The organism is Mycobacterium sp. C31M, assembly GCF_053345865.1.
This window is the reverse complement of sequence record NZ_JBKFAX010000003.1, coordinates 389,424-409,048: the sequence shown is the minus strand read 5'-3', so window position 1 is coordinate 409,048 and position 19,625 is coordinate 389,424. Positions and strand designations below refer to the sequence as shown.

The following is a 19,625-nucleotide window of genomic DNA, read 5'->3' as shown; positions in this document are numbered from 1 at the left end:
ATCGGTCGCTGTCCGACGCCGAACCTACGATGAACACATGGCCGCTCGCCAGCATCTGGAGATCGCGGGCCTACAGGTGCCCATCACCAACCCGGACAAGGTCGTCTTCGGTGATATCGGACTGACCAAAGGCGACCTGTTCGACTACTACACGGCGGTCTGCGACGGCGCGCTGCACGGGGTGCGGGACCGACCGATGATCCTGAAACGGTTCGTCAAGGGCATCGGGGTGGAGGCCATCTTCCAGAAGCGGGCGCCGGAGAAACGGCCCGACTTCATCGATGTGGCGGAGTTGAAGTACCGCTCGGGCACGTCGGCCAAGGAGGCGGTGTTCACCGAGCCGGCGGGTCTGATCTGGGCGGTCAACCTCGGCTGCGTGGACCTCAATCCGCATCCGGTGCGGTCCGGCGACCTGGAGCATCCCGACGAGCTGCGGGTCGACCTGGATCCGATGCCCGGCGTCGACTGGCAGCAGATCCTCGACGTCGCGGCGGTCGCCCGCGCGGTCCTGGAGGAGTACGGCCTGACCGCCTGGCCGAAGACCTCGGGATCGCGGGGTTTCCACATCTACGCGCGCATCCACCCACAGTGGCCGTTCGCCAAGGTGCGGCTGGCCGCCGAGACGGTAGCCCGGGAAGTCGAGAACCGGGTACCGGACCTGGCGACCGCCCGCTGGTGGAAAGAGGAACGCGGCGTGCGGGTGTTCGTGGACTTCAATCAGAACGCCAAGGACCGGACCGTCGCCTCGGCGTATTCGGTGCGGGCCACCCCCGACGCGCGGGTCTCCACCCCGCTGCAATGGGACGAGGTCGCCGACTGCCGACCGGAGAATTTCACGGTGGCGACCGTGCCCGGCCGCTTCGCCACCATCGGCGATCCGTGGGCAGAGATGGACAGTGCTGCGGGCACGCTCGATGGGCTGTTGGAACTCGCCGAAACACTGGGGCCTGCGGAGAAGCCACCCAGGGGGCAGGGCCACCGGGTCCAGCAGATGCCGCTCATCGAGGTCGCCAGGACCAAGACCAAGGACGAGGCGATGGCCGCGCTGGATGTCTGGCGGGAGCGCCATCCCGCGGTGGCCGAACTGCTCCAACCCATCGACATTCTGGTCGACGGAATGCGCGGCCCGAGCTCGATCTGGTACCGGGTGCGGCTGAACCTGCAGCACGTGCCGAAGGGGCAGCGCCCGCCGCAGGAAGAACTCATCGCCGACTACTCACCGTGGGACGGATATTCGGGTAATCAGTGGCGACACTGACATCGCGAATTCAGGCTACTCAGCAGTAAGGTGTACCCGGTACTCCGGCGTCCCAAACGGGTTATTGAAATCCATTGTGGGACAACGACTTACATTTTGCTCAGCGATCCCTTACCCGGCTCTCAGACTATCTTCTTAGCAAAGTCTCAATCACTACTCCCAAGTACCTTAGAGTCCGCCGATAACTTCGATGGCAGTTGATAACCACGAAGGGAGGCAGTACATGACAATCGCATTCCGGTACGGGAATCCTGCAGTCGAGTGCGAGGGTGCCGAACTGCGGGCGCAGTGCCGCCATCTCGCCTTGGTGGTGACCGTGTCCGGCATCATCGACGACGACAACGTCGAGCGCCTGACCGAGCAGGTACGCCGCCTGGTGCTGACGGAGAAGCCGTTCGTCCTCGACCTCAGCGACGTGACCTTCCTGTCCGCCCGCGGTGTCTCACTGCTTTACGCCCTCGATGACGAATGCGATATGGCCGGAGTCGAGTGGGCGCTGGTCGCCGGCGCTCCCGTCCTCGACGTCCTGCACATGCTCGACGACGCATTCCCCATCACGGTCTCCGTCCCGGAGGCGCTGCACCACTTCGCCGAGGGCACTCTCGCCCGGCGGCGTCTGCTCCCCCTGCTGCACAAGACCGCATAAGAAAGGCGGAACCGATATGTTGCTCGACGTTCGCTGGCTGACCGCCCTGATCGGTCGGCACCGCAAGCCGGCCCACTAGGGCCCCACTTCGACACCGAATCGGCCCTCCCACCACCAGCGTGGGAGGGCCGATTCGTGTCAGGACGGCCGCCAGCGCAGACTCCGGCGCTGCTCCAGTTCGGCCGCATCGACCAGTTCGAGCATCGGCCGTCCCGGAACGCACATCATCGTCACGGTGAACTTGCTCGGAATGTCGGTGCGGTTGTTGCCGTCGCTGTAATGGATGACGTCACCGCCCGGCTCCCAGAACGCCTCGCCGGCGCGGATCACCCGTGGTGGCTGACCCTCCAGTTCGAACAACATCTCACCGGAGATCACATAGCCGAACGCCGGCCCCGGATGCCGATGCGGCGGGGTGCCCGCATCACCGGGCGGGAACTCGACCACGACCGTCATCACGTGGGCGCCCGCCGGGATCTCGGGCTTGGCCTCCTGCAGAACGGTGAGTGCCGTCCGCCATGCTTCGGACATTTTGTGACCTCCTGATCAGATGGCGGCGCCGCCGCCGGGGCTTAAATGGCGGCACCGCCGCCGTCGGCGTGCAGCGTCAGTCCGGTGACAAAGCTCGACGAGGGTGAGGCCAGGAACAGCACGGCCTGCGCGATCTCCGCCGGTGCGGCGGTGCGTCCCATCGGCAGCGCCCGGCCCAGTTCGGCATTCGTGTCGCCCCATTCGGCGTACACACCCTCGGTATCGGTCGGTCCGGGGGCCACCGTGTTGACCCGCACACCGCGCGGACCGAACTCCGCCGCCCAGGTCCGGGTCAGCGATTCGACGGCAGCTTTGGACGCGCTGTAGACCGACGCCCCGGGCACACCCTTGGACGCCACCAGCGAGGTGACGTTGATGATACTGCCCGCACCGCGTGCCAACATGCTCGGCACCAGACCCGCGACCAGGAAGTACAGCCCGCGCACGTTGGTGTCGAACGTGGACTCGAACGACGCCACGTCCTGATCGACCGTCGCGGCGCCGGGGAAGCGGGCGGCATTGTTGACGAGGATGTCGACGTCGCCACTGGCGCGCACCAACTCGGCCACCGACTCCAGATCACCCATGTCAACCGGGAGGAATCGGACGTCACCGCCGATATCCGCCGCCGCGGACTCACCGCGAATTCTGTCCCGCCCCGCGATCAGCACCGTGGCACCCGCTTCGGCGAACAGTCGCGCGGTGGCCAGACCGATACCCGCCGTCCCGCCCGTGATCAATGCGGTCTTGTTCTTCAAATCCATTGCTATTCCTAGCCTTTCGTGTCTTCAATGACCTTATGCGGAACGCTTTTCGAGTCGTCCCATTCCCCGTTCCTGGGCCAGCCCGGCCAACGCGGCGCGCAGTTGTGTGCGGGCACGGAAAACTCTGGACATCACGGTCCCGATCGGCGTGCCCATCACATCGGCGGTCTCGGCATAGGTCAGCCCCTGCACGTCGGCGTAGTAGAGCGCGGTCCGAAAACCTTCGGGCAGTTGTTCCAGAGCGGCCTTGATCTCGGCATCGGGCACGCAGTCCAGAGCCGTCGCCTCCGCCGAACACGCATGCACGGTGCGGGCCGGCAGATCGAGTTCGGCGATCGACTCGACCGCGTATTCGGCGGGGCGCCGCTGCTTCATCCGATAGCCGCTGATCCACCGGTTGTGCAGGATGCGGAACAGCCAGGCGTTCAGGTTGGTGCCCGGCTCGAAACGGTGAAATCCCATGAACGCGTGCATCAACGCGTCCTGCAACAGGTCCTCGGCGTCGGCCTCGATGCGGGTCAGGCGGCGGGCGCCACGCATCAGTACCGGATGCAGCGGCCGGGTCTCGCGCTCGAACCGCGCGGCCAGCTCGGTCCGGGTCTCGCCGGTCGCACTGACCTCTTGGTCCTCATCCATCACAACGTTCATGTGCACGCTCCGCTCTCCTGGCCCGAATCTGTTCTGTTGAGATCCACACTCGGCCTGCGCGACCGGGAAAGAACCCTTGGAAACCCGTAGTCGGAATCCGTAGTCACCGGCCACGGATGACTACGCGCTGCTCACGCCGTTCTGGTCGGTGGGTGTGACACAGATCGCCCGCCATCGAGCAGGAGGTTCATCATGAAGATCGTTGTCATCGGCGGTACCGGGCTGATCGGCTCGCAGGTGGTCCGCGGGTTGTCGGAGACCGGCCACGACGCGGTGGCCGCGGCCCCGCAGACCGGGGTCAACACCATCACCGGGGAGGGGCTGGCGCTGGCGCTCGACGGTGCCGACGCCGTCGTCGACGTCTCGAACTCACCCTCGTTCTCCGATGACGCGGCGATGCAGTTCTTCCGCACCGCCACCACCAACCTGCTGGCCGCCGAGTCCGCCGCCGGCGTCGGGCACCACATCGCGCTGTCGGTGGTGGGCACCGAGCGGCTGGCGCCGCAGAGTGGTTACTTCCGCGCCAAGCTCGCACAGGAGACGCTCATCAGGGAGTCGCCGGTGCCGTACACGATCGTGCGGGCCACGCAGTTCTTCGAGTTCGTCAACGGGATCGCCGATGCCGCGACCGACGGGACCACCGTGCGGCTGGCCCCGGTGGCCTTTCAGCCGATGGCTTCAGCCGATGTTGCCCGGGCCGTGGCGATCGCCGCGGCGGGCGCCCCGGTCGCCGGTCACCGGGATGTCGCAGGACCGCAGCGCTACCGGCTCGACGAGCTCATCCGGACCGCGCTGACCGCACACGGCGATGCCCGCAGCGTGGTCGCGGATCTGACGGCCCGGTACTGGGGCGCCGAACTGGAGGATGACACCCTGGTGCCCGCAGCGGGTGCGACGCTGTTCGGCACGACGTTCGAGGAGTGGCTGCTGGCCTCGCGCGTTCAGCCCTTGAAGTAGACGATCTGGTGGCTGGTGGCAAGCAATGTGCCACCAGCGCCCCAGATCTGGGCCGATTGATCAAAATGGCCCGTCGCGAACTGCTGTGCTCGCGCCCGGGCCAGCACATACCCGTCGGCCTGGGCCGCGAGGTCGGCGGGGCCGGCGTGGAAGTAGACGGTGATCGATATCGTCCCGGCCGGAGTCAGTTGGGCCCGGCGCAGGTACACCCGCGGGTAGAAGATATCGCAGATGGCAGCCAGCGAGGCGAAATCCATTGGCCGCATCGGATTGTCGCGGACCCAGAGCAGGGTTTCGGAACTGTCCGCCGGTGCATCGCCGGGACTGGGAATGGCGCCGGCGACATAGCGCATATCGTAGTTCGACATCCACTTCGGCCCATTGTCGTTCGGGGGCAACTGATCCGGTGCCGGAACCTGTGGCGCCACGTATTCGGTGCCACCCCAGGTATCCCGGCGGATGCCGAACACGGCCGTCGCCGTCGTCTTGGTCTGGCCGTCCTGACTCAGTTCGACGATCCAGTGCTGATTGGACCGGTTTGTGCGGACCGCACGGGCGTGGATATCGAAGTCCCCGTCGACGATCGGCGCAAGATAGTTCACCGTGAGCGCGAGCGGGAAGCCGTGCACATCGGGTTGCAGCTCGATCGCCCGCACCAGCACCGCGGCCGTGATTCCACCGAACGGGCCCACCATGTTCGCCCACTCCGGCACCGTGCGACCATGCACGTTCCCGTCAGCGCCGAGTGTCAGCGCTGTTCCGTTGTCGAAGGCGGTCATCGGTTCTCCTGTACTGGCCGGTTCTGCTGGACGATGGCGGAGTCGACGAGGGTCAGCAGCACTACGTCGGGTGGGACGTCGCTGAGCCACATCGAGGGGGCGTCGGCGCGGTTGAGCATGGCGATCCCGTGCAGTCCGGTGGACAGCGCCGCGGCGATCCGGGCCGCCTCGGGATGCACCTCCGGTCGGGTCTGGCACGCGGCCAGCGCACGGGTGAGCACCCCGAGCGCCTCCAGGGCCGCCGGGGTCGGACCGGCGGTCTCGGCCATCAGCGCGTAGCGCCCCGGGTGACGTTGCGCGAAGTCCAGATAAGCGCGGCAGCCGCGCAGCAACCGCTCCCGCGGGGCGGACTCCGGCGCCGCGGCCGCCTTGATGTCCGCGACCACCTGGTGCCAGCACTGATCCACCAGCGCGGCCAGGATTGCATCGCGGTCGGCGAAATGCCCGTAGATCGCGGGCGCGGAGATGCCCGCGGCCATGGCGATCTGGCGCAAGGTGACATCGGATCGACGGTCGGCTTGGTCGAGCAATTCACCCGCGGCGGCCAGGATCTCCGCGCGCAACAGGGCACCACTTCCCCTGGCGTTGCGCTTGCGGACCTGCATGCCCACTGACTTTACATATGTTAATTAATGACTGTAAAGCTAGCGGTGTTCGACAAGCGCCCGGCGATGGCCTGACACTGCCGCGCCCCCGGCAGCGGCGACGCACAGCGCGGCGACCACCAGGCACACGGTCGCGTAGAGCAGGCTGCCGGTCGGCGTGCCATCGGCGGTGACACCGTCGACCGCGCCGAAGTACGCGGTTAGTGCGATCACCCATAGAACCGTGAGCACACCGAGATAGGCCGAGCCGAACACCGCGATGTAAAGATTGCCGTCGGATCGACCAGGTCGCCGGACACGCCATTGCCGCCACAGCACCGGCACCGCGATGACGGCGATCAGTACCAGCTCCACGGAAAACACCACAGCCTGCGCGGTGGTGTTCGGATCGGCACCGCCGAATATCGAGTACGGGATGCTCAGAATGACCAGGCCGAGCGGGACCAGCATTCCCGCCACCAGCGCACGCCACGTGAGTGCCAACCGACGGTAGGTGCGATCTTCGCGCACCAACCACCGAACCAGCAGCACCAGGACACCGGGCCCGAGTGCCGCGAAGATCACCACACTGGTCATCGGCACCGAGGCCAGCATCGGATGATTCATCGGATTGTCGGTGTTCCAGGCCCACCAACGTAATTGGGGTCCGAGCTGATCGAACACCTCGTAGAAGCAGTGGTGCACAAATCCGACACAGACCGCCCCGATCACCAATCCGCGGTCCCGGAACACGCCGAGGGCCCGCACGATCTCATGGGCGAGCACCGCCAGTGCCGGGTACAGCGACACGATGTAGAGCGGTAGTCGGTCATACATGAACTGCACACCGAACACGTTGTGCGCGAACACCACTCCGACGTGGTCCTGCACCCCGAAGCCATCCGGGAAGTACAGCGGGATCTCGACGGTCAACAGATAGACGACGGCGGCGAACCACAGCACGAGGTTGGTGGGGTCACCCGCGCGATGCGCGCGGCGCACCGCCCACCAGAGTGCGAAGCCCGCCCCGGCGACCATCAGCAGTTCCAGCACGGGCATGGTCGCGTTCGACAACCCGAGGGGATTACGCAGATTGACGATCGCCGGCGCGTCGACACAGGTGAATCCGCCGAGCTGATGGGCGAGACCGTCGAACGTCGTGTTGCACTGCGCCATCAGCGGACCGCCTCGGCGGTGTACCAGCGGGTGACGTCGACCCCGTCGTCCCAGCGCCGGAACCAGCGGTCGGCAAGTTCCGGCAGCGGCTCACGGTCCGGATCGTGGAAGGGGGTCTGGCTCAACAGCACCCGCGCACCCGCGATCATCCGCTGCCTCCGTGGCACCGAGGCGAAGGCCGCCCCGGGCCCGCCACGGTCGCGCCCGAGTTTCTGCCATAGCGTCTGCCGTAGGCCGAAGGCCGGCAGCAGCGTTCGGGCGTCGACCTGCCGTTCCCGTTCCGGCACATGCGCATTGGCACCCTCGGCGATGAACGCCAGGACGCTGATCATGTGTTTGACCACCGCGGGAAGCACTCGCATCCGGTACCAGGTTCGGCCCACCGCGGCGTCGTAGATGACCAGCGCCGAACTGCGGTGTTCGACCTCCTCGACGAAGTGCCACACCAACAGCGAAGCGACACGTTCGTCACCGGGCCGGAACAAGGTGTCCTCGTTGTCCAGCATCATCTTGAAGCTGGGGGTGAACGTCGCCTCCAGATCGGCGATGTAGGCGAGCCGGAACTGCACGGGGGTGGTCGCGGTGACCTGCTCGAAGCTCGCCGTCACCGCATCGAAGGTCTGCTGCAGCCCGGGGTGGGCCTTGATCAGGGCGGTGACGTGCTTGCGGTGGGTGCTGGAGTGCTGGGCCTCCTGCCGCAGAAACGCGGTGGCCTCGTCGGCGATCCGCGGATCGGTGATCAGCGGCCTGGCCTCGTTGACGGCGGCAACGATCATCTGCTCGAAACCGACGGCCAGCATCGACGTCGCGTTCATGAAGAACGAGAACGCGGGGTTGGCCGGGTTCCAGTTCCAGGGCACCGGATCGGAGAAATCGAACTTCGGCCGACGCACCACAAGATCGGTCATGGGTCCTCCACAAGTCATTACACACATTAGCGTTTCGTGTTACATGTGAATTGTTAGCCGCCCGATCTGGAAGAGTCAAGGGCATGGGACGTAAGGGCTGGGCGGGTGCGCCGCCGACCGATGACGCCGAGGCACGCAAGCGCATCGTCGATGCCACGCGCACCATGATCGATGCCCGCGGCGCCGCCCAGACCACCCTCTCGGAGGTGGCAGACTCGCTCGGCGTCACCCGCCGCACCATCTACCGATACTTCGCCAGCACCGAGGAGTTGTTCGCCACCGTCGCCGAGCTCACGCTGGAAGGCTTTGTCGCACAGATCAGCGCGATGACCGCGTCGCTGGATGCCACCGGACAGCTGGTCGAGGTGGTGGCGCATATCATCGAGCGCCTGCCCGACGAGCCGCTGCTGGAACTGCTGCTGGCCAATGACCGGTCCAACGTCTTCAGTCGCAACATGCTGGCGCCCGAGATCATCGACCACTGCCGGGTCACCCTGCAGCACACCCATATCGACTGGGCCGCACTCGGTTACGACGATCGGTCCCTCGACGAACTCGTGGAGTTCCTGTTGCGCAACATCCAGTCGATGGTGATCGCGCCGGCCGACCCACCCCGCTCACCCGCCCAACTTCGGGCGTATCTGCGACGCTGGGTCGGGCCGGCGCTGGAGGCTACTTGAACCGTCCGGCGAAACCGCGCAGCGGGATGTCGGCACTGGTGCGCAGCCCCGGTGGGGCGGCGACCACCGACCGGATCGCATTGAGCGCGGGCAGGCCGGTCACCGTCATGCCGATCGAGGCGAAACTGGTCGGGTCGGACAGATCCACCCCGGGCTTGGGGAAGATCATGTGCTTGTTGTACACACACGGATCACCCTTGATCTGGGTGATGTAGCAGCCCTTGATATCCCAGCTCGGGTCGGTGTGCGGGGTCATCTGCCATTCAAGATGCGTCTCGACGCGGGACACCCCGTCGACCATGCCCTGATACTTGATGTAGTTGCCGCCCAGCGAGCCCTTGGGTAGCACGTACCAGCCCAGGTCGACATCCTTGGTGCAGGCGCCGAGTTCGTAGCTGAAGGTCACCTCGTCCAGATCCAGGTCGAAGCAGTCCGCCATCAGCCGGACACTGTCGGCGAACACCTCGGTGTATTTGCGCAGCTTGCCCGGGATACTCGGATCATCAACGGGCATACCGTATCCGACCTCGATCCAGGTATCGCGACTGTGATGGCAGGACACGTCAACCGATTCGATGGTGGTGACGTTCTCGATCTCGGCGACATCCGCCGAACACACCACACCCAGGATCTGGTTCAGTCCCGGGTTCATCCCGGTGCCGTAGAAGGTGGATCCGCCACGTTCGCACGCCTGGGCCAGCACCTCCGATACCGGTCGACCGGAGTGGTGTGGATGGTTGTTGTCGCGGTGCCATCCGGTGATCCAGTCCGCGGTGGTGACGATATTGATGCCTGCCTCAAGAACTTTGACGTAGAGGTCCTCGTCCGGGAACACGCCGTGGAAGGTCAGTACGTCGGGCTTCGCCGCGATGATCTCGTCTACCGTGCCGGTGGCGATCACGCCATTGGGTTCCACGCCCACGATCTCGCCGGCGTCCCGGCCGATCTTCTCCGGCGTATAACAGTGCAGGCCGACGAGTTCGAGGTCGGAGCGGGCGGCGATGCGCTTGATCATCTCACTGCCCAGGTTGCCGGTGGCGACCTGGAAGACGCGGATCGGTTCGGTCATAGCGTGTCCACTTTCCTCACTTTTGCCAGATCCGCGGCGGAGCCGCCGAGACCGTCGGGATAGAACTGCATGGCCCACTTGCGAATGGCGGTGAACCCTTCGAACTCCGCGGCGGCCAGCGCGGGTGGGTCCGAATAGCGTTGGTAGCGCCAGATATCGATGTCCTGCGCGAACTGTCGGATCACCTCGTCGCCGAACATCCGCGCCTTGTCCTCGGCGCGCTGATCGTCACGGCCGGGCGTGCGCCCGATGTAGACCATGAACCGCACGTCGGAGGTACGGTCGTCGACCGGGGTGACCGCCGAGATGGTGCGATTGTCGACCATGCCCCAGCTCTTGGTGACGGCGATCCCGAGACCGCCGTTGATGGCCTCCACACCGCTGTTGACGTCTTCGATCCGCTGTCCGTCATCACCCTCGAAGGTGATGGTGAAGTCCACATAGGACACCGGTTCGGCGAAATCGTGCCGGGTGAACACCGGCACGATCGGCGTCTTGTGCACGAACTTGAAATGTGCAAAATCGACGCCGTTCTCCAGGACGTACTGCGGGTGGATCTCCAGGCCCTGCCGGAACAGCCGCTGCTGCGGGTAGTAGTCCTGCTCGGTCCGGTCCCCGAAATCGGCGAAGATGTCGGGCGGGTCGAAGTACGGTTCACGGCCCTCGGTGTCATGCCAGATGTACACCGATGCATTCCGTTCCACCGCCGGATAGGTGCGCACCCGACGGCCCCGGTTGGGCCGGTCCTGGTAGGGGATGCAGACGTTGCGGCCCTGGTGATTCCACTGCCAGCCGTGAAACGGACACTCGATGACCTCGCCCTCGACGTGTCCACCGTGCCCCAGATGCGCGCCGAGATGTTCGCAGTAGGCGTCCATCACCGTCAACCGCCCGGATTGCGCCCGCCAGGCGATCATCTCGCGGTCGAAGTAGGTCATCCGGTGCACCGCGCCGATACCGATCTCGTCGCACCAGGCCACCTGGAACCAACCCGTCGGCTTCATCGAAAGCGGGGGCTTCGCCATGATGCGAGAATCACAGAGGGTTCTATGAAAGTCAATACTCGCGTAGCATCGCCCGGGTGACCGAACCGGCGACCACCGAGCGCCGCGCCAACAGGCGCGGTCAGGCCACCCGGGAGACCATGCTGAAGGCCGCGTTGCATGCCCTGGCATCCGGTGAGCCCGGATCGGTGTCGGGCAACCGGATCGCCAAGGACGCGGGCGCCACCTGGGGCACCGTGAAGTACCAGTTCGGCGATATCGACGGCCTGTGGGCAGCGGTGTTGCAGTACACCGCGCAGCGCCGCGGTGAACTGCCGTCACGTGCCGCGCCGCACGGCACCCTGGCCGAGCGCGTCACCGCCATCCTGGATCTGCTCTACGACGGTTTGACGGCCACCGATTCCCGCGCCATCGAGAACCTGCGGGCGGCGCTGCCCCGCGACAGCGCCGAATTGGAACGCCTGTTCCCGCAGACCGCGGCCGAACTGGCATCCTGGCAACTGACGTGGATCGTGTCCTGCCAGAAGGCCTTTGCCGATCTGGATGTCGACACCGCCCGGGTCCGCGAGGTTGCGCTGTTCATCCCCGGGGCGATGCGCGGTATCACCTCGGAACGGCAGCTGGGTAGTTATATCGACCTCGACGAGGCCCGTCGCGGGCTGGCCGGGGCGATCGTCGCCTACCTTGAGTCCTCGGCCCGCAGTTAGGGACTTCCGACCCTATCCGGATTACGGGCGCGGTCGCAGACTGAGGGCATGGCAGCAACACCGCACACAAAGTCTCCCGTGGCGCCCGTGGCCCTCATCGAGGATGCGGTGCATCTTGCCTGCCGTGCGCCGTCGTATCACAACAGCCAACCGTGGCGGTGGGTCATCACCGCCGACGGCGTGCAGTTGTTCCTGGATCCCGACCGTCTGGTCGCCACCGATGCCAGCGGCCGCCAGGCCGTCATCAGTTGTGGCGCGGCACTGGATCATTTCCGGGTGGCCACGGCCGCCGCAGGCCTGACGGCACATATCTCGCGATACCCGGTTGCCGGGGACCACCATCACCTGGCCACCGTGACGTTCACCGCGGCGGCCGAAGTCAGTGCCGAGCAACACCGGCGAGCCGACGCGATCCTGCAGCGCCGCACCGATCGCCTGCCGCTGGTGGCACCGGTCGACTGTGCGGCCTACCAGCTGATGCTGCAGGCGTCCTTCGATCCGGAGATCGCCGCCGTCGACGTCATCGATCCCGCCGACCGGGCCACCGTCGCCGACGCATCCCAGCTGACCGATGCCCTGCGCCTCTACGATTCTGCCTACCATCACGAGATGGACTGGTGGACATCGCCGTTCGAGGTCGCCGACGGCATCCCGCACAGCTCCCTGGTATCGGCCGCCGAGGCCGACCGGGTCGATGTCGGGCGCAGCTTCCCGGTCACCCAGCATCCGGAGCGCCGACGGAGCGTCACCGAGGACCAGGCTCAGCTGGTCGTGATCTCCGCGCCGGCGGACACCCGGCTCGACATCCTGCGGTGCGGTGAGGCGCTCTCGGCGCTGCTGCTGGATGCGACCGCGGCCGGGCTCGCCTCCTGCACGCTGAGCCACCTGACCGAGGTTCCGGCCAGCCGGGGCGTCGTCGGCGCCCTGGTGAACCGGGAACATCCCCAGGTGGTGGTCCGTGTCGGTGTCGCACCGGAACTGGACGAGATCGCCCCGCCGACGCCCCGGCGTCCTTTGTCTGATGTATTGCGGGTCAAGGTGTGAGCAGCTTCTCCAGCTGAACGCCCACGACGTCGAGGGGCTGCACACTGCGCTCGGCGCGGCACATCGCGACGGCACCTTCGGCGGCGGCGACGATCAACGTGGCCAGATCGGCGGCCTCGGGTCGGGCCATTCCGCGCTCGTGCAGCGCCGCGGCCAGCAGCGCCGTCCAGTTGCTGAAGGCGAACACCGCCGCATCCCGCGCCGCATCGTCGGCGTCCTGGTGCACCGCAACGGCCAGCACCGGGCATCCCCGTTGATAGTCGCTGTCGAGCAGAGCCGTCCGCCACATCCCCAGCACGGCGCGCAAACCGGCCTGCGGACCGGCCGCCATCGCCGCGCGCAGCACGGCCGCCGTCTGGCCATCGGCCCACCGGACGGCCTCAGTGGCAAGTTGGGATTTCCCACCCGGAAAGTGGTGGTACGTGGAGCCCAGCGGCGCATCGGCGTGCCGGGCGAGCTCGCGCACACTCATCGCCGTCAGGCCGCGGCGGGCCAGCAGGTCCGCCGCACCCGCCACCATCCGATCCCGGGAACTCGTCTGGGGTGTCATGCTGCTCATCGTTCTATGTCGTCTGTCATATATCGCCTTGAAGGGGGAGTATTACAGTCGACATAGCCGCGGATCGAGACCTGGGCCACATCCGCGTGTCGGCCGTGTCAATGCCGCTCGGGACGGGTAGCCGAATGAGCGAGGTGCATCCGCACCGACCCATCCGGTCTATCCACAGGGGAGGATTCATGACCGACATCGTTACTACGCCCACGCTCATCACCAACCTGCGCACCCTGCTCGAACTCACGAGCACCGAGATCCAGATCGCCGAGTTCCGCACCACTCAGGCCCGCACCGATGCGGTGCACGAGGAGCTGTCCAAGAACGCCGCCAACGCACGTGAACGCGCCGCCCTCATCGAGGCGACGATTCGGGACCTCGGCGGCTCACCCAGCATTCTGGGACCGATCGTGGGGCGGGCCGCCGCGGCGGTCAAGGCCCTCACCGAGCAGGCCGAACCGTTCGCCGAAGCGCTCCTGGGCGATCTGGCCCTGGAACACGTTCTGGTCGATCGCTCGCGCTACCTGAAGTCGCTGGCGGTCGCCGCCGGGGACACCCAGGTCACCGAACTGGCCGACTCGCTGATCACCGCGCACAGTGCCACCGTGACCTGGCTGACCACCGTCCTCGCCGAGGATGCACTCGGCGGCCCGGCAGCGTTGCGCCGCACGCCCTTTCAGGCCGCCGCCGGCGCCGCGGTGAAGCTGGCCAATCTGCCCGGCCTGCTCGCCGGGCAGGCGATCGACCGTGTGCTGCGTACTGTTCGCGCGACGCGACCGGCCGTGGACGATGCGCTGGCCCGCGGCGGCCATGCCGGCGAGGTCGCGGTGAAGACGATCGCCGCATCACGCGATGCCGCGCTGTCGGCTGCCGAGAAGATCAGCCGTCGCGAGGGTGCCGACGAGATCGCCGACGCCCTGCACACGCTGCGCGGCAAAGCCGGTGTGCTGGAAGCCGCCGAGCTCCCGATCACCGGATATGACGAGCTGAATGTCGCCGACGCGGTGTCTGCGGTCAAGGATCTGACCGAGCCCGCCGACATCCGCGAGATCGTCGCCTACGAGGAGGTCCACAAGGACCGTCAGCGTGTGGTGTCCGCAGCACAGTCACGGCTGAGCACCATTGCCGCGGAGATCGTCGGCATCGACTGATCCCTCGACTCCCGCAGCAACCTACGGTACCGTAACTTACGCAACCGTAGGTTACTGCTTTCAAGGGACGGAGAGGCGCCATGTCGGATCTGCAGACCACCCTGTTGCACGAGCTGGAACCGGTCGTCGCACAGAACCTGGACCGTCATCTATCCCTCGTAAAGCCTTGGGATCCACATGATTACGTGCCGTGGAGCCGCGGCCGGGACTTCGCCTTCCTGGGCGGGCAGGACTGGGCACCCGAAGATTCCCCGCTGGACCCGGTGGCCAAGGCCGCCCTCACCGTCAACCTGCTGACCGAGGACAATCTGCCGTCCTACCACCGCGAGATCGCCACCCGTTTCGGGCGCGACGGCGCCTGGGGCACCTGGGTCGGCCAGTGGACAGCAGAGGAGGGACGGCACAGCATCGCCCTACGTGATTACCTGGTGGTGACCCGCGGGGTGGACCCGTCGCGACTGGAGGCCTTGCGGATGGAGCACACCATCGCCGGCTACGACTCCGGAGACAAGACGCCGCTGGCAGCGCTGGCCTACGTGTCGTTCCAGGAACTGGCCACCCGGGTGTCGCACCGCAACACCGGGCGTGCCTCGGGCTGCCCGATCGCCGATCAACTGCTGGCCCGAATCGCCGCCGACGAGAACCTGCACATGGTCTTCTACCGCAACCTGATGTCCGCGGCGCTCGACATCGCGCCCGATGCCGCGGTGGCCGCCATCCGCGACGAAGTCATCGGTTTCACCATGCCCGGTGCGGGAATGACGGATTTCGCTGAGAATTCGATCCTGATCGCCAAGGCCGGCATCTACGACCTGCGGATCCACCACGACGAGGTGCTGGCTCCGGTGCTGCGGTTCTGGCGCGTCTTCGAACGTACCGATCTGGGGCCCGAGGGTGAGCGGGCGCGCACCGAGCTCGCCGACTTCCTGGCCCTGTTGGACCAGCGGGCGCGCTACTACGAGGAGAAGGCGCTGGCCCGCGCGGCGTCAGCTACGTCATCGACGGCGTAGCGTCCCCGCCGCCGATGTGACCGCGGTGCTGATCGAGCCGACCAGCGCGCTGTCGAGCTTCCAGCACTGCCAGTACAGCGGTACGTCCAGATAGACGTCGGTGACCTGGACGAAATCAGCGCCGACGAGTTGTTCGGGGTACATGCCCCACCCCAGCCCCGCCCGTACCGCTGCGCCGAACCCCTCGGCGGTCGGCACATAGTGCACGGGACGGTGCACATCACGCCGGAATGCCTTGCGGATCAACTTGTCCTGCAGTGCATCATCGCGGTTCCAGGCCAGCGACGGGGCGTCGGCCACCGCCGCCGCGGTGAATCCCTCGGACAGGTACTGCGCCGCGTAATCCACCGAGGCGACCGGTACGTAGCGCATCACCCCGAGTGACTGGACCCGGCAGCCCGGTACCGCGGTGCGTTCGGTGGTGACCGCTCCCATCACCGCGCCCTCCCGCAACAACCGTGCCGAGTGATCCTGATCCTCGATCCGGACATCGAAGAGCACCTCGGGCAGCAGCCCGAACACCGCGGTGAACCAGGTCGCCATCGAGTCCGCATTGACCGCCACCGATATCCGGGTACGGGCCGCCGAACCACCGGCGGTCTCTGCCAACGCCTCCGACTCCAGGATCGCCACCTGGGCGGCCAGCCGCAGGATGGGGACACCGGACGCGGTCGGGCGGCAGGGTTTCTCCCGGACCACCAGCACCTGGCCCACCCGCTGCTCAAGCGCCTTGATCCGCTGACTGACCGCGGACGGCGTGACATGCAGACGCTCGGCCGCCGCATCGAAGCTACCCAGCTCCAGCACAGCGGCGAAGGCCGCCAGTTGTTGGCTGTCCAGCTTCACACCATCAGGCTAGCCCCCACCGCCGCGCCGACGGGTCGAATCCGAACTATATGGCCCACTAATCAATGGTGTACTATCTATTTTTGAACCGCTGCCTGCAGCCCGGACGTTCCACGTCTGGGCTATTTTTCGTTGTGGCACAGAACAATTCATGTTTCATCCAGGTTTCCGGAGTGAGCCGACGGCAATGTATTCGTATTCCAGCGCTAACCACCGCGCAACACCCGGCGCCTTGAATGGGAACCAGCCGAGAACGGCAACAGGCATCGCCGCCACCGCGCTCGTCGAGACCCACCGATCACCAAAAATGGAGTTCCTCATGTCTTTTGACACCGCCATCACCGAGAACATCGCCACCTCGCTGGCCGAGATCCCGCACCCGTCACTGTCCAAGGGCACCAGCATCTACGGCGGCACCAAGATCTTCCCCGACTACCAGGCCGAAGAGGGCGAGAGCTACTTCACCCTGGTCCACGGCATCGCCCACGAGTCGTCGGTCTCCTTCGTCGCCGTCCTGCAAGCCACCCGCGCACTGCGCAAAGGCTTCGAATCGGCGCTCTACTTCTACGGCCCGGGTGCCATCAACTGCCTTGCCACCCGGGGCTTTCCGACCACCGGCGATTCCGGATTCCCGGGCGAGCAGAACATCAACGACGCGCTGGCCACCTTCATCAAGGAGGGCGGCACGGTGTTCTGCTGCCGCTTCGGGCTCGGCCTGCACGGCGGGCGTGAGGAGGATCTGATCGAGGGTGTCATCCCCGCCCACCCGCTCGATGTCCAGGACGCGCTGATCTACTACGCACGCAAGGGCGCGATCATCAACTCCACCTACATGGTCTAGAGAATCGACGTGACCACCCTTGCCGCCGTCTCGGCGAACTTCACCCGGGACCTCGAACAGAACTACGCACTCATCGCCTCGCTCACCGAGCAGGCTCGCACCGCCGGCGTGGACTTCCTGGTGCTGCCCGAGGCTGCGATCGGCGGCTATCTGTCCTCGCTGGGCAACCACGGCGACACCGTCAAGACCACCAAACGGGCTCTGCCACCGGCCATTCGGCTGGACGGCCCGGAAATCGCCCGGGTGCAGCAGATCATCGGCGAACTGACCATTGCGATCGGCTTCTGCGAGCTGGCCGAAGATGGTGAGACCCGGTACAACACCGCCGCGGTGCTCGACGGCACGCAGGTGTACGGCGCCTACCGCAAGGTGCACCAACCCCTGGGTGAGGGCATGTCCTATTCCGCCGGTTCCCGGTACGGGGTGTTCGACACCCCGGTCGGCCGGGTGGGGCTGCAGATCTGTTATGACAAGGCCTTTCCCGAGGCGGCCCGGTTGATGGCCCTGGACGGTGCTCAGATCATCGCCAGCCTGTCGGCCTGGCCGGCAGCCCGCACCGCCACGGCGCAGAATCTGCAGGACGATCGCTGGACCTACCGGTTCAACCTGTTCGATACCGCGCGCGCCCTGGACAACCAGGTGTTCTGGATCGCCTCCAACCAGAGCGGCACTTTCGGTTCGCTGCGCTACGTCGGTAACGCCAAGGTGGTCGATCCGGGTGGCAACATCCTGGCCACCACACTGCTGGACAGCGGGATGGCCATCGCCGACGTCGACCTGGACGCCACCTTCCGCACCACCCGGGCCGGGATGTTCCACCTGCGGGACCGCAGGCCCGACGTGTACGGTCCGCTCACTCAACCCACCGCCGTCCACGAGGCCAACTGGCAGGCGCCGGCCCATGCCTGAGATGACTTTCGAGGTGCGCTGGCCCGACGGCAGCACCCAACGCTGTTACTCCCCCAGCCTGGTGGTGCACGACTACCTGAGCATCGGCACCCAGTACACCGTCGGGGATCTGGTCGACCGCACCGGGCGCGCCATGGGCGAGGCCAGCGACCGGGTCCGGACCAAGTTCGGGTTCGCCTGCACTTCGGCCGCCGAGACCAATGCGCGGATCAGCAGCGCCGCAGCGAATTTCCCGTCAGACTCCCTGATCGAGATCACCGCGATGCATCCGCCCCTGGAGCAGAAATGACCACCACACATATCCCGGTCGCCGTCATCGGCGGCGGCCAGGCCGGACTGTCGGTCAGCTGGTACCTGGGCCGTGCCGGGATCGAGCACGTGGTCCTGGAGGCCGCGACCCCGACACATGCCTGGGCCGCCACCCGTTGGGACAACTTCACCCTGGTCACCCCCAACTGGCACTGCCGGCTGCCGGGTTACAGCTACGACGGACCCGACCCGGATGGCTTCATGACCCGCGACGAGGTGGTCGAGTGGTTGGCGGGCTGGCTGCGGACCTTCGATCCGCCGGTCCGCACCCACACCCGTGTCACCCGGCTGTCCAACCATCCCGACGGCGGGTTCGAGTTGACCGTGCGCTCGCCGACCGGCACCGAGACCATCATCTGCGAGCACGCCGTCATCGCCACCGGCGGCTATCCGCTACCGGTCATCCCCGGCTGGGCGGGATCACTGGATCCCGGTGTGCAGCAGCTGCATTCCGAGCAGTACCGCAATGCCGACCAGCTGCCCGACGGGGCCGTGCTGGTCGTCGGCACCGGCCAGTCCGGTGCTCAGATCGCCGAGGATCTGCACCTGGCCGGCCGCACCGTGCATCTTGCGGTGGGCGGCGCGCCCCGAGTCGCCCGTAGCTATCGCGGCCGTGACTGCATGACCTGGCTGTCCGATATGGGACTCTACGACCGGTCCGCCGCCCAGTACCCAGGCGGCAAGGCCGCGATCGAGAAGACCAACCACTATGTCACCGGCCGCGACGGCGGCCGCGATGTCGACCTGCGCCAGTTTGCGCGTGAGGGTATGCGCTTGTACGGCACGCTGTCCGACGGTAAGGACAGCACCCTGCGCTTCGCGCCGACCCTGACCGCGGCTCTGGATCACGCCGACTCGGTGTACAACTCGATCTGCGCCGATATCGACGCCCACATCGACAGGGAAGGCATCCAGGCGCCACCCCCATCACGGTACGAGCCGGTGTGGGTGCCCGAAACCGAGACCACCACAATGGATATGGTAGCCGAGGGCATCACCAGTGTGGTGTGGGCCATCGGCTATCACCCGGACTACCGCTGGATCGAGGCCAGCGCCTTCGACGGTGCCGGCAGGCCCATGCAGACCCGCGGTATCACGGCGGTGCCCGGCCTGAGCTTCGTCGGTCTGCCATGGATGCACACCTGGGGCTCCGGACGGTTCCTCGGCGTCGATCGTGATGCCCGGCACATCGCCGACGCGGTCATCGTGGCGCAGCGCAGCTTCCATCCGATCGCCTCGGCCAGTTAGGGG

Annotated in this window: 23 protein-coding genes; 12 read left to right on the top strand and 11 right to left on the bottom strand. The window is 66.4% G+C overall.

Annotated elements, in window-relative coordinates; all coding sequences use genetic code 11:
* The first annotated feature begins 37 nt into the window (after nucleotides 1-37).
* Nucleotides 38-1,258, top strand: a complete 1,221-nt coding sequence (locus ACLBYA_RS06860) for a DNA polymerase domain-containing protein (RefSeq protein WP_447708599.1) — start codon at nucleotides 38-40, stop codon at nucleotides 1,256-1,258.
* A gap of 223 nt (nucleotides 1,259-1,481) precedes the next feature.
* A complete protein-coding gene (locus ACLBYA_RS06855; RefSeq protein WP_447708598.1) occupies nucleotides 1,482-1,904 on the top strand; it encodes an STAS domain-containing protein in 423 nt (140 codons plus the stop codon).
* Nucleotides 1,905-2,042: 138 nt separating this feature from the next.
* Here the strand turns inward: ACLBYA_RS06855 and ACLBYA_RS06850 are convergent, their stop codons facing one another.
* From ACLBYA_RS06850 to ACLBYA_RS06840, 3 genes are read right to left on the bottom strand one after another with little or no spacing between them, the layout of a single operon-like run.
* The gene (locus tag ACLBYA_RS06850; RefSeq protein ID WP_447708597.1) at nucleotides 2,043-2,435 is read right to left on the bottom strand and encodes a cupin domain-containing protein; all 393 of its coding nucleotides are present in this window, start codon (nucleotides 2,433-2,435) and stop codon (nucleotides 2,043-2,045) included.
* A 41-nt stretch (nucleotides 2,436-2,476) separates the two neighbouring features.
* On the bottom strand, nucleotides 2,477-3,199 hold the full coding sequence (locus ACLBYA_RS06845) for an SDR family NAD(P)-dependent oxidoreductase (RefSeq protein ID WP_447708596.1): 723 nt from the start codon (nucleotides 3,197-3,199) through the stop codon (nucleotides 2,477-2,479).
* Nucleotides 3,200-3,232: 33 nt separating this feature from the next.
* Nucleotides 3,233-3,847: a sigma-70 family RNA polymerase sigma factor gene (locus ACLBYA_RS06840; RefSeq protein ID WP_447708595.1), complete on the bottom strand. Its 615-nt coding sequence runs from the start codon at nucleotides 3,845-3,847 to the stop codon at nucleotides 3,233-3,235.
* Between the two features lie 192 nt (nucleotides 3,848-4,039).
* Here ACLBYA_RS06840 and ACLBYA_RS06835 point away from each other — a divergent pair, with 192 nt between their 5' ends.
* Nucleotides 4,040-4,804 (top strand): SDR family oxidoreductase, encoded by a 765-nt coding sequence (locus ACLBYA_RS06835; protein ID WP_447708594.1) that lies wholly within the window; start codon nucleotides 4,040-4,042, stop codon nucleotides 4,802-4,804.
* Here ACLBYA_RS06835 and ACLBYA_RS06830 read toward each other — a convergent pair.
* From ACLBYA_RS06830 to ACLBYA_RS06815, 4 genes are read right to left on the bottom strand one after another with little or no spacing between them, the layout of a single operon-like run.
* A complete protein-coding gene (locus tag ACLBYA_RS06830; protein WP_447708593.1) occupies nucleotides 4,789-5,583 on the bottom strand; it encodes a thioesterase family protein in 795 nt (264 codons plus the stop codon). The genes ACLBYA_RS06835 and ACLBYA_RS06830 overlap by 16 nt on opposite strands.
* Nucleotides 5,580-6,188: a TetR/AcrR family transcriptional regulator gene (locus ACLBYA_RS06825; protein ID WP_447708592.1), complete on the bottom strand. Its 609-nt coding sequence runs from the start codon at nucleotides 6,186-6,188 to the stop codon at nucleotides 5,580-5,582. Before ACLBYA_RS06825 ends, ACLBYA_RS06830 begins: the two co-directional genes overlap by 4 nt.
* A gap of 39 nt (nucleotides 6,189-6,227) precedes the next feature.
* Nucleotides 6,228-7,343: a hypothetical protein gene (locus tag ACLBYA_RS06820; protein ID WP_447708591.1), complete on the bottom strand. Its 1,116-nt coding sequence runs from the start codon at nucleotides 7,341-7,343 to the stop codon at nucleotides 6,228-6,230.
* Nucleotides 7,343-8,251 carry a metal-dependent hydrolase gene (locus ACLBYA_RS06815; RefSeq protein WP_447708590.1) on the bottom strand — a complete coding sequence of 303 codons (909 nt, stop codon included), beginning with the start codon at nucleotides 8,249-8,251 and terminating at the stop codon, nucleotides 7,343-7,345. Before ACLBYA_RS06815 ends, ACLBYA_RS06820 begins: the two co-directional genes overlap by 1 nt.
* Nucleotides 8,252-8,334: 83 nt before the next feature.
* Between ACLBYA_RS06815 and ACLBYA_RS06810 the strand changes: the two genes are divergently transcribed.
* Nucleotides 8,335-8,931: a TetR/AcrR family transcriptional regulator gene (locus tag ACLBYA_RS06810; RefSeq protein WP_447708589.1), complete on the top strand. Its 597-nt coding sequence runs from the start codon at nucleotides 8,335-8,337 to the stop codon at nucleotides 8,929-8,931.
* Here ACLBYA_RS06810 and ACLBYA_RS06805 read toward each other — a convergent pair.
* Complete coding sequence (locus ACLBYA_RS06805) at nucleotides 8,924-10,000, bottom strand: NAD(P)H-dependent amine dehydrogenase family protein (protein ID WP_447708588.1); 1,077 nt, start codon at nucleotides 9,998-10,000, stop codon at nucleotides 8,924-8,926. The genes ACLBYA_RS06810 and ACLBYA_RS06805 overlap by 8 nt on opposite strands.
* Nucleotides 9,997-11,025, bottom strand: a complete 1,029-nt coding sequence (locus ACLBYA_RS06800) for a Rieske 2Fe-2S domain-containing protein (protein ID WP_447708587.1) — start codon at nucleotides 11,023-11,025, stop codon at nucleotides 9,997-9,999. Before ACLBYA_RS06800 ends, ACLBYA_RS06805 begins: the two co-directional genes overlap by 4 nt.
* 56 nt (nucleotides 11,026-11,081) lie before the next feature.
* On the opposite strand from ACLBYA_RS06800, the gene ACLBYA_RS06795 reads away from it, so the two are divergent.
* Both ACLBYA_RS06795 and ACLBYA_RS06790 read left to right on the top strand, forming a co-directional pair.
* Entirely contained in the window at nucleotides 11,082-11,711 is a 630-nt protein-coding gene (locus ACLBYA_RS06795; protein WP_447708586.1) for a TetR/AcrR family transcriptional regulator, read from the top strand.
* 48 nt (nucleotides 11,712-11,759) lie between these two features.
* Entirely contained in the window at nucleotides 11,760-12,755 is a 996-nt protein-coding gene (locus ACLBYA_RS06790; RefSeq protein WP_447708585.1) for an Acg family FMN-binding oxidoreductase, read from the top strand.
* Here ACLBYA_RS06790 and ACLBYA_RS06785 read toward each other — a convergent pair.
* Entirely contained in the window at nucleotides 12,745-13,305 is a 561-nt protein-coding gene (locus ACLBYA_RS06785; protein ID WP_447708584.1) for a TetR/AcrR family transcriptional regulator, read from the bottom strand. The genes ACLBYA_RS06790 and ACLBYA_RS06785 overlap by 11 nt on opposite strands.
* A 188-nt stretch (nucleotides 13,306-13,493) precedes the next feature.
* Here ACLBYA_RS06785 and ACLBYA_RS06780 point away from each other — a divergent pair, with 188 nt between their 5' ends.
* Nucleotides 13,494-14,459, top strand: a complete 966-nt coding sequence (locus ACLBYA_RS06780; RefSeq protein ID WP_447708583.1) for a ferritin-like domain-containing protein — start codon at nucleotides 13,494-13,496, stop codon at nucleotides 14,457-14,459.
* Nucleotides 14,460-14,539: 80 nt separating this feature from the next.
* Nucleotides 14,540-15,469 (top strand): acyl-ACP desaturase, encoded by a 930-nt coding sequence (locus ACLBYA_RS06775; protein ID WP_447708582.1) that lies wholly within the window; start codon nucleotides 14,540-14,542, stop codon nucleotides 15,467-15,469.
* Here ACLBYA_RS06775 and ACLBYA_RS06770 read toward each other — a convergent pair.
* Nucleotides 15,455-16,315 (bottom strand): LysR family transcriptional regulator ArgP, encoded by an 861-nt coding sequence (locus ACLBYA_RS06770; protein ID WP_447708581.1) that lies wholly within the window; start codon nucleotides 16,313-16,315, stop codon nucleotides 15,455-15,457. The two genes, ACLBYA_RS06775 and ACLBYA_RS06770, sit on opposite strands and share 15 nt — an antisense overlap.
* 319 nt (nucleotides 16,316-16,634) lie before the next feature.
* Between ACLBYA_RS06770 and ACLBYA_RS06765 the strand changes: the two genes are divergently transcribed.
* Genes ACLBYA_RS06765 through ACLBYA_RS06750 form a run of 4 tightly spaced genes read left to right on the top strand, consistent with a single transcriptional unit; the run spans nucleotide 16,635 to nucleotide 19,622 of the window.
* Nucleotides 16,635-17,156, top strand: coding sequence for an MSMEG_0572/Sll0783 family nitrogen starvation response protein (locus ACLBYA_RS06765; RefSeq protein WP_447708580.1), 522 nt, complete (start codon nucleotides 16,635-16,637; stop codon nucleotides 17,154-17,156).
* Nucleotides 17,157-17,165: 9 nt separating this feature from the next.
* Nucleotides 17,166-18,065 (top strand): carbon-nitrogen hydrolase family protein, encoded by a 900-nt coding sequence (locus ACLBYA_RS06760; RefSeq protein WP_447708579.1) that lies wholly within the window; start codon nucleotides 17,166-17,168, stop codon nucleotides 18,063-18,065.
* The gene (locus tag ACLBYA_RS06755; RefSeq protein WP_447708578.1) at nucleotides 18,058-18,354 is read left to right on the top strand and encodes an MSMEG_0570 family nitrogen starvation response protein; all 297 of its coding nucleotides are present in this window, start codon (nucleotides 18,058-18,060) and stop codon (nucleotides 18,352-18,354) included. The genes ACLBYA_RS06760 and ACLBYA_RS06755 overlap by 8 nt, the downstream gene beginning before the upstream one ends.
* Nucleotides 18,351-19,622: an MSMEG_0569 family flavin-dependent oxidoreductase gene (locus ACLBYA_RS06750; protein ID WP_447708577.1), complete on the top strand. Its 1,272-nt coding sequence runs from the start codon at nucleotides 18,351-18,353 to the stop codon at nucleotides 19,620-19,622. Before ACLBYA_RS06755 ends, ACLBYA_RS06750 begins: the two co-directional genes overlap by 4 nt.
* Nucleotides 19,623-19,625 lie beyond the last annotated feature (3 nt).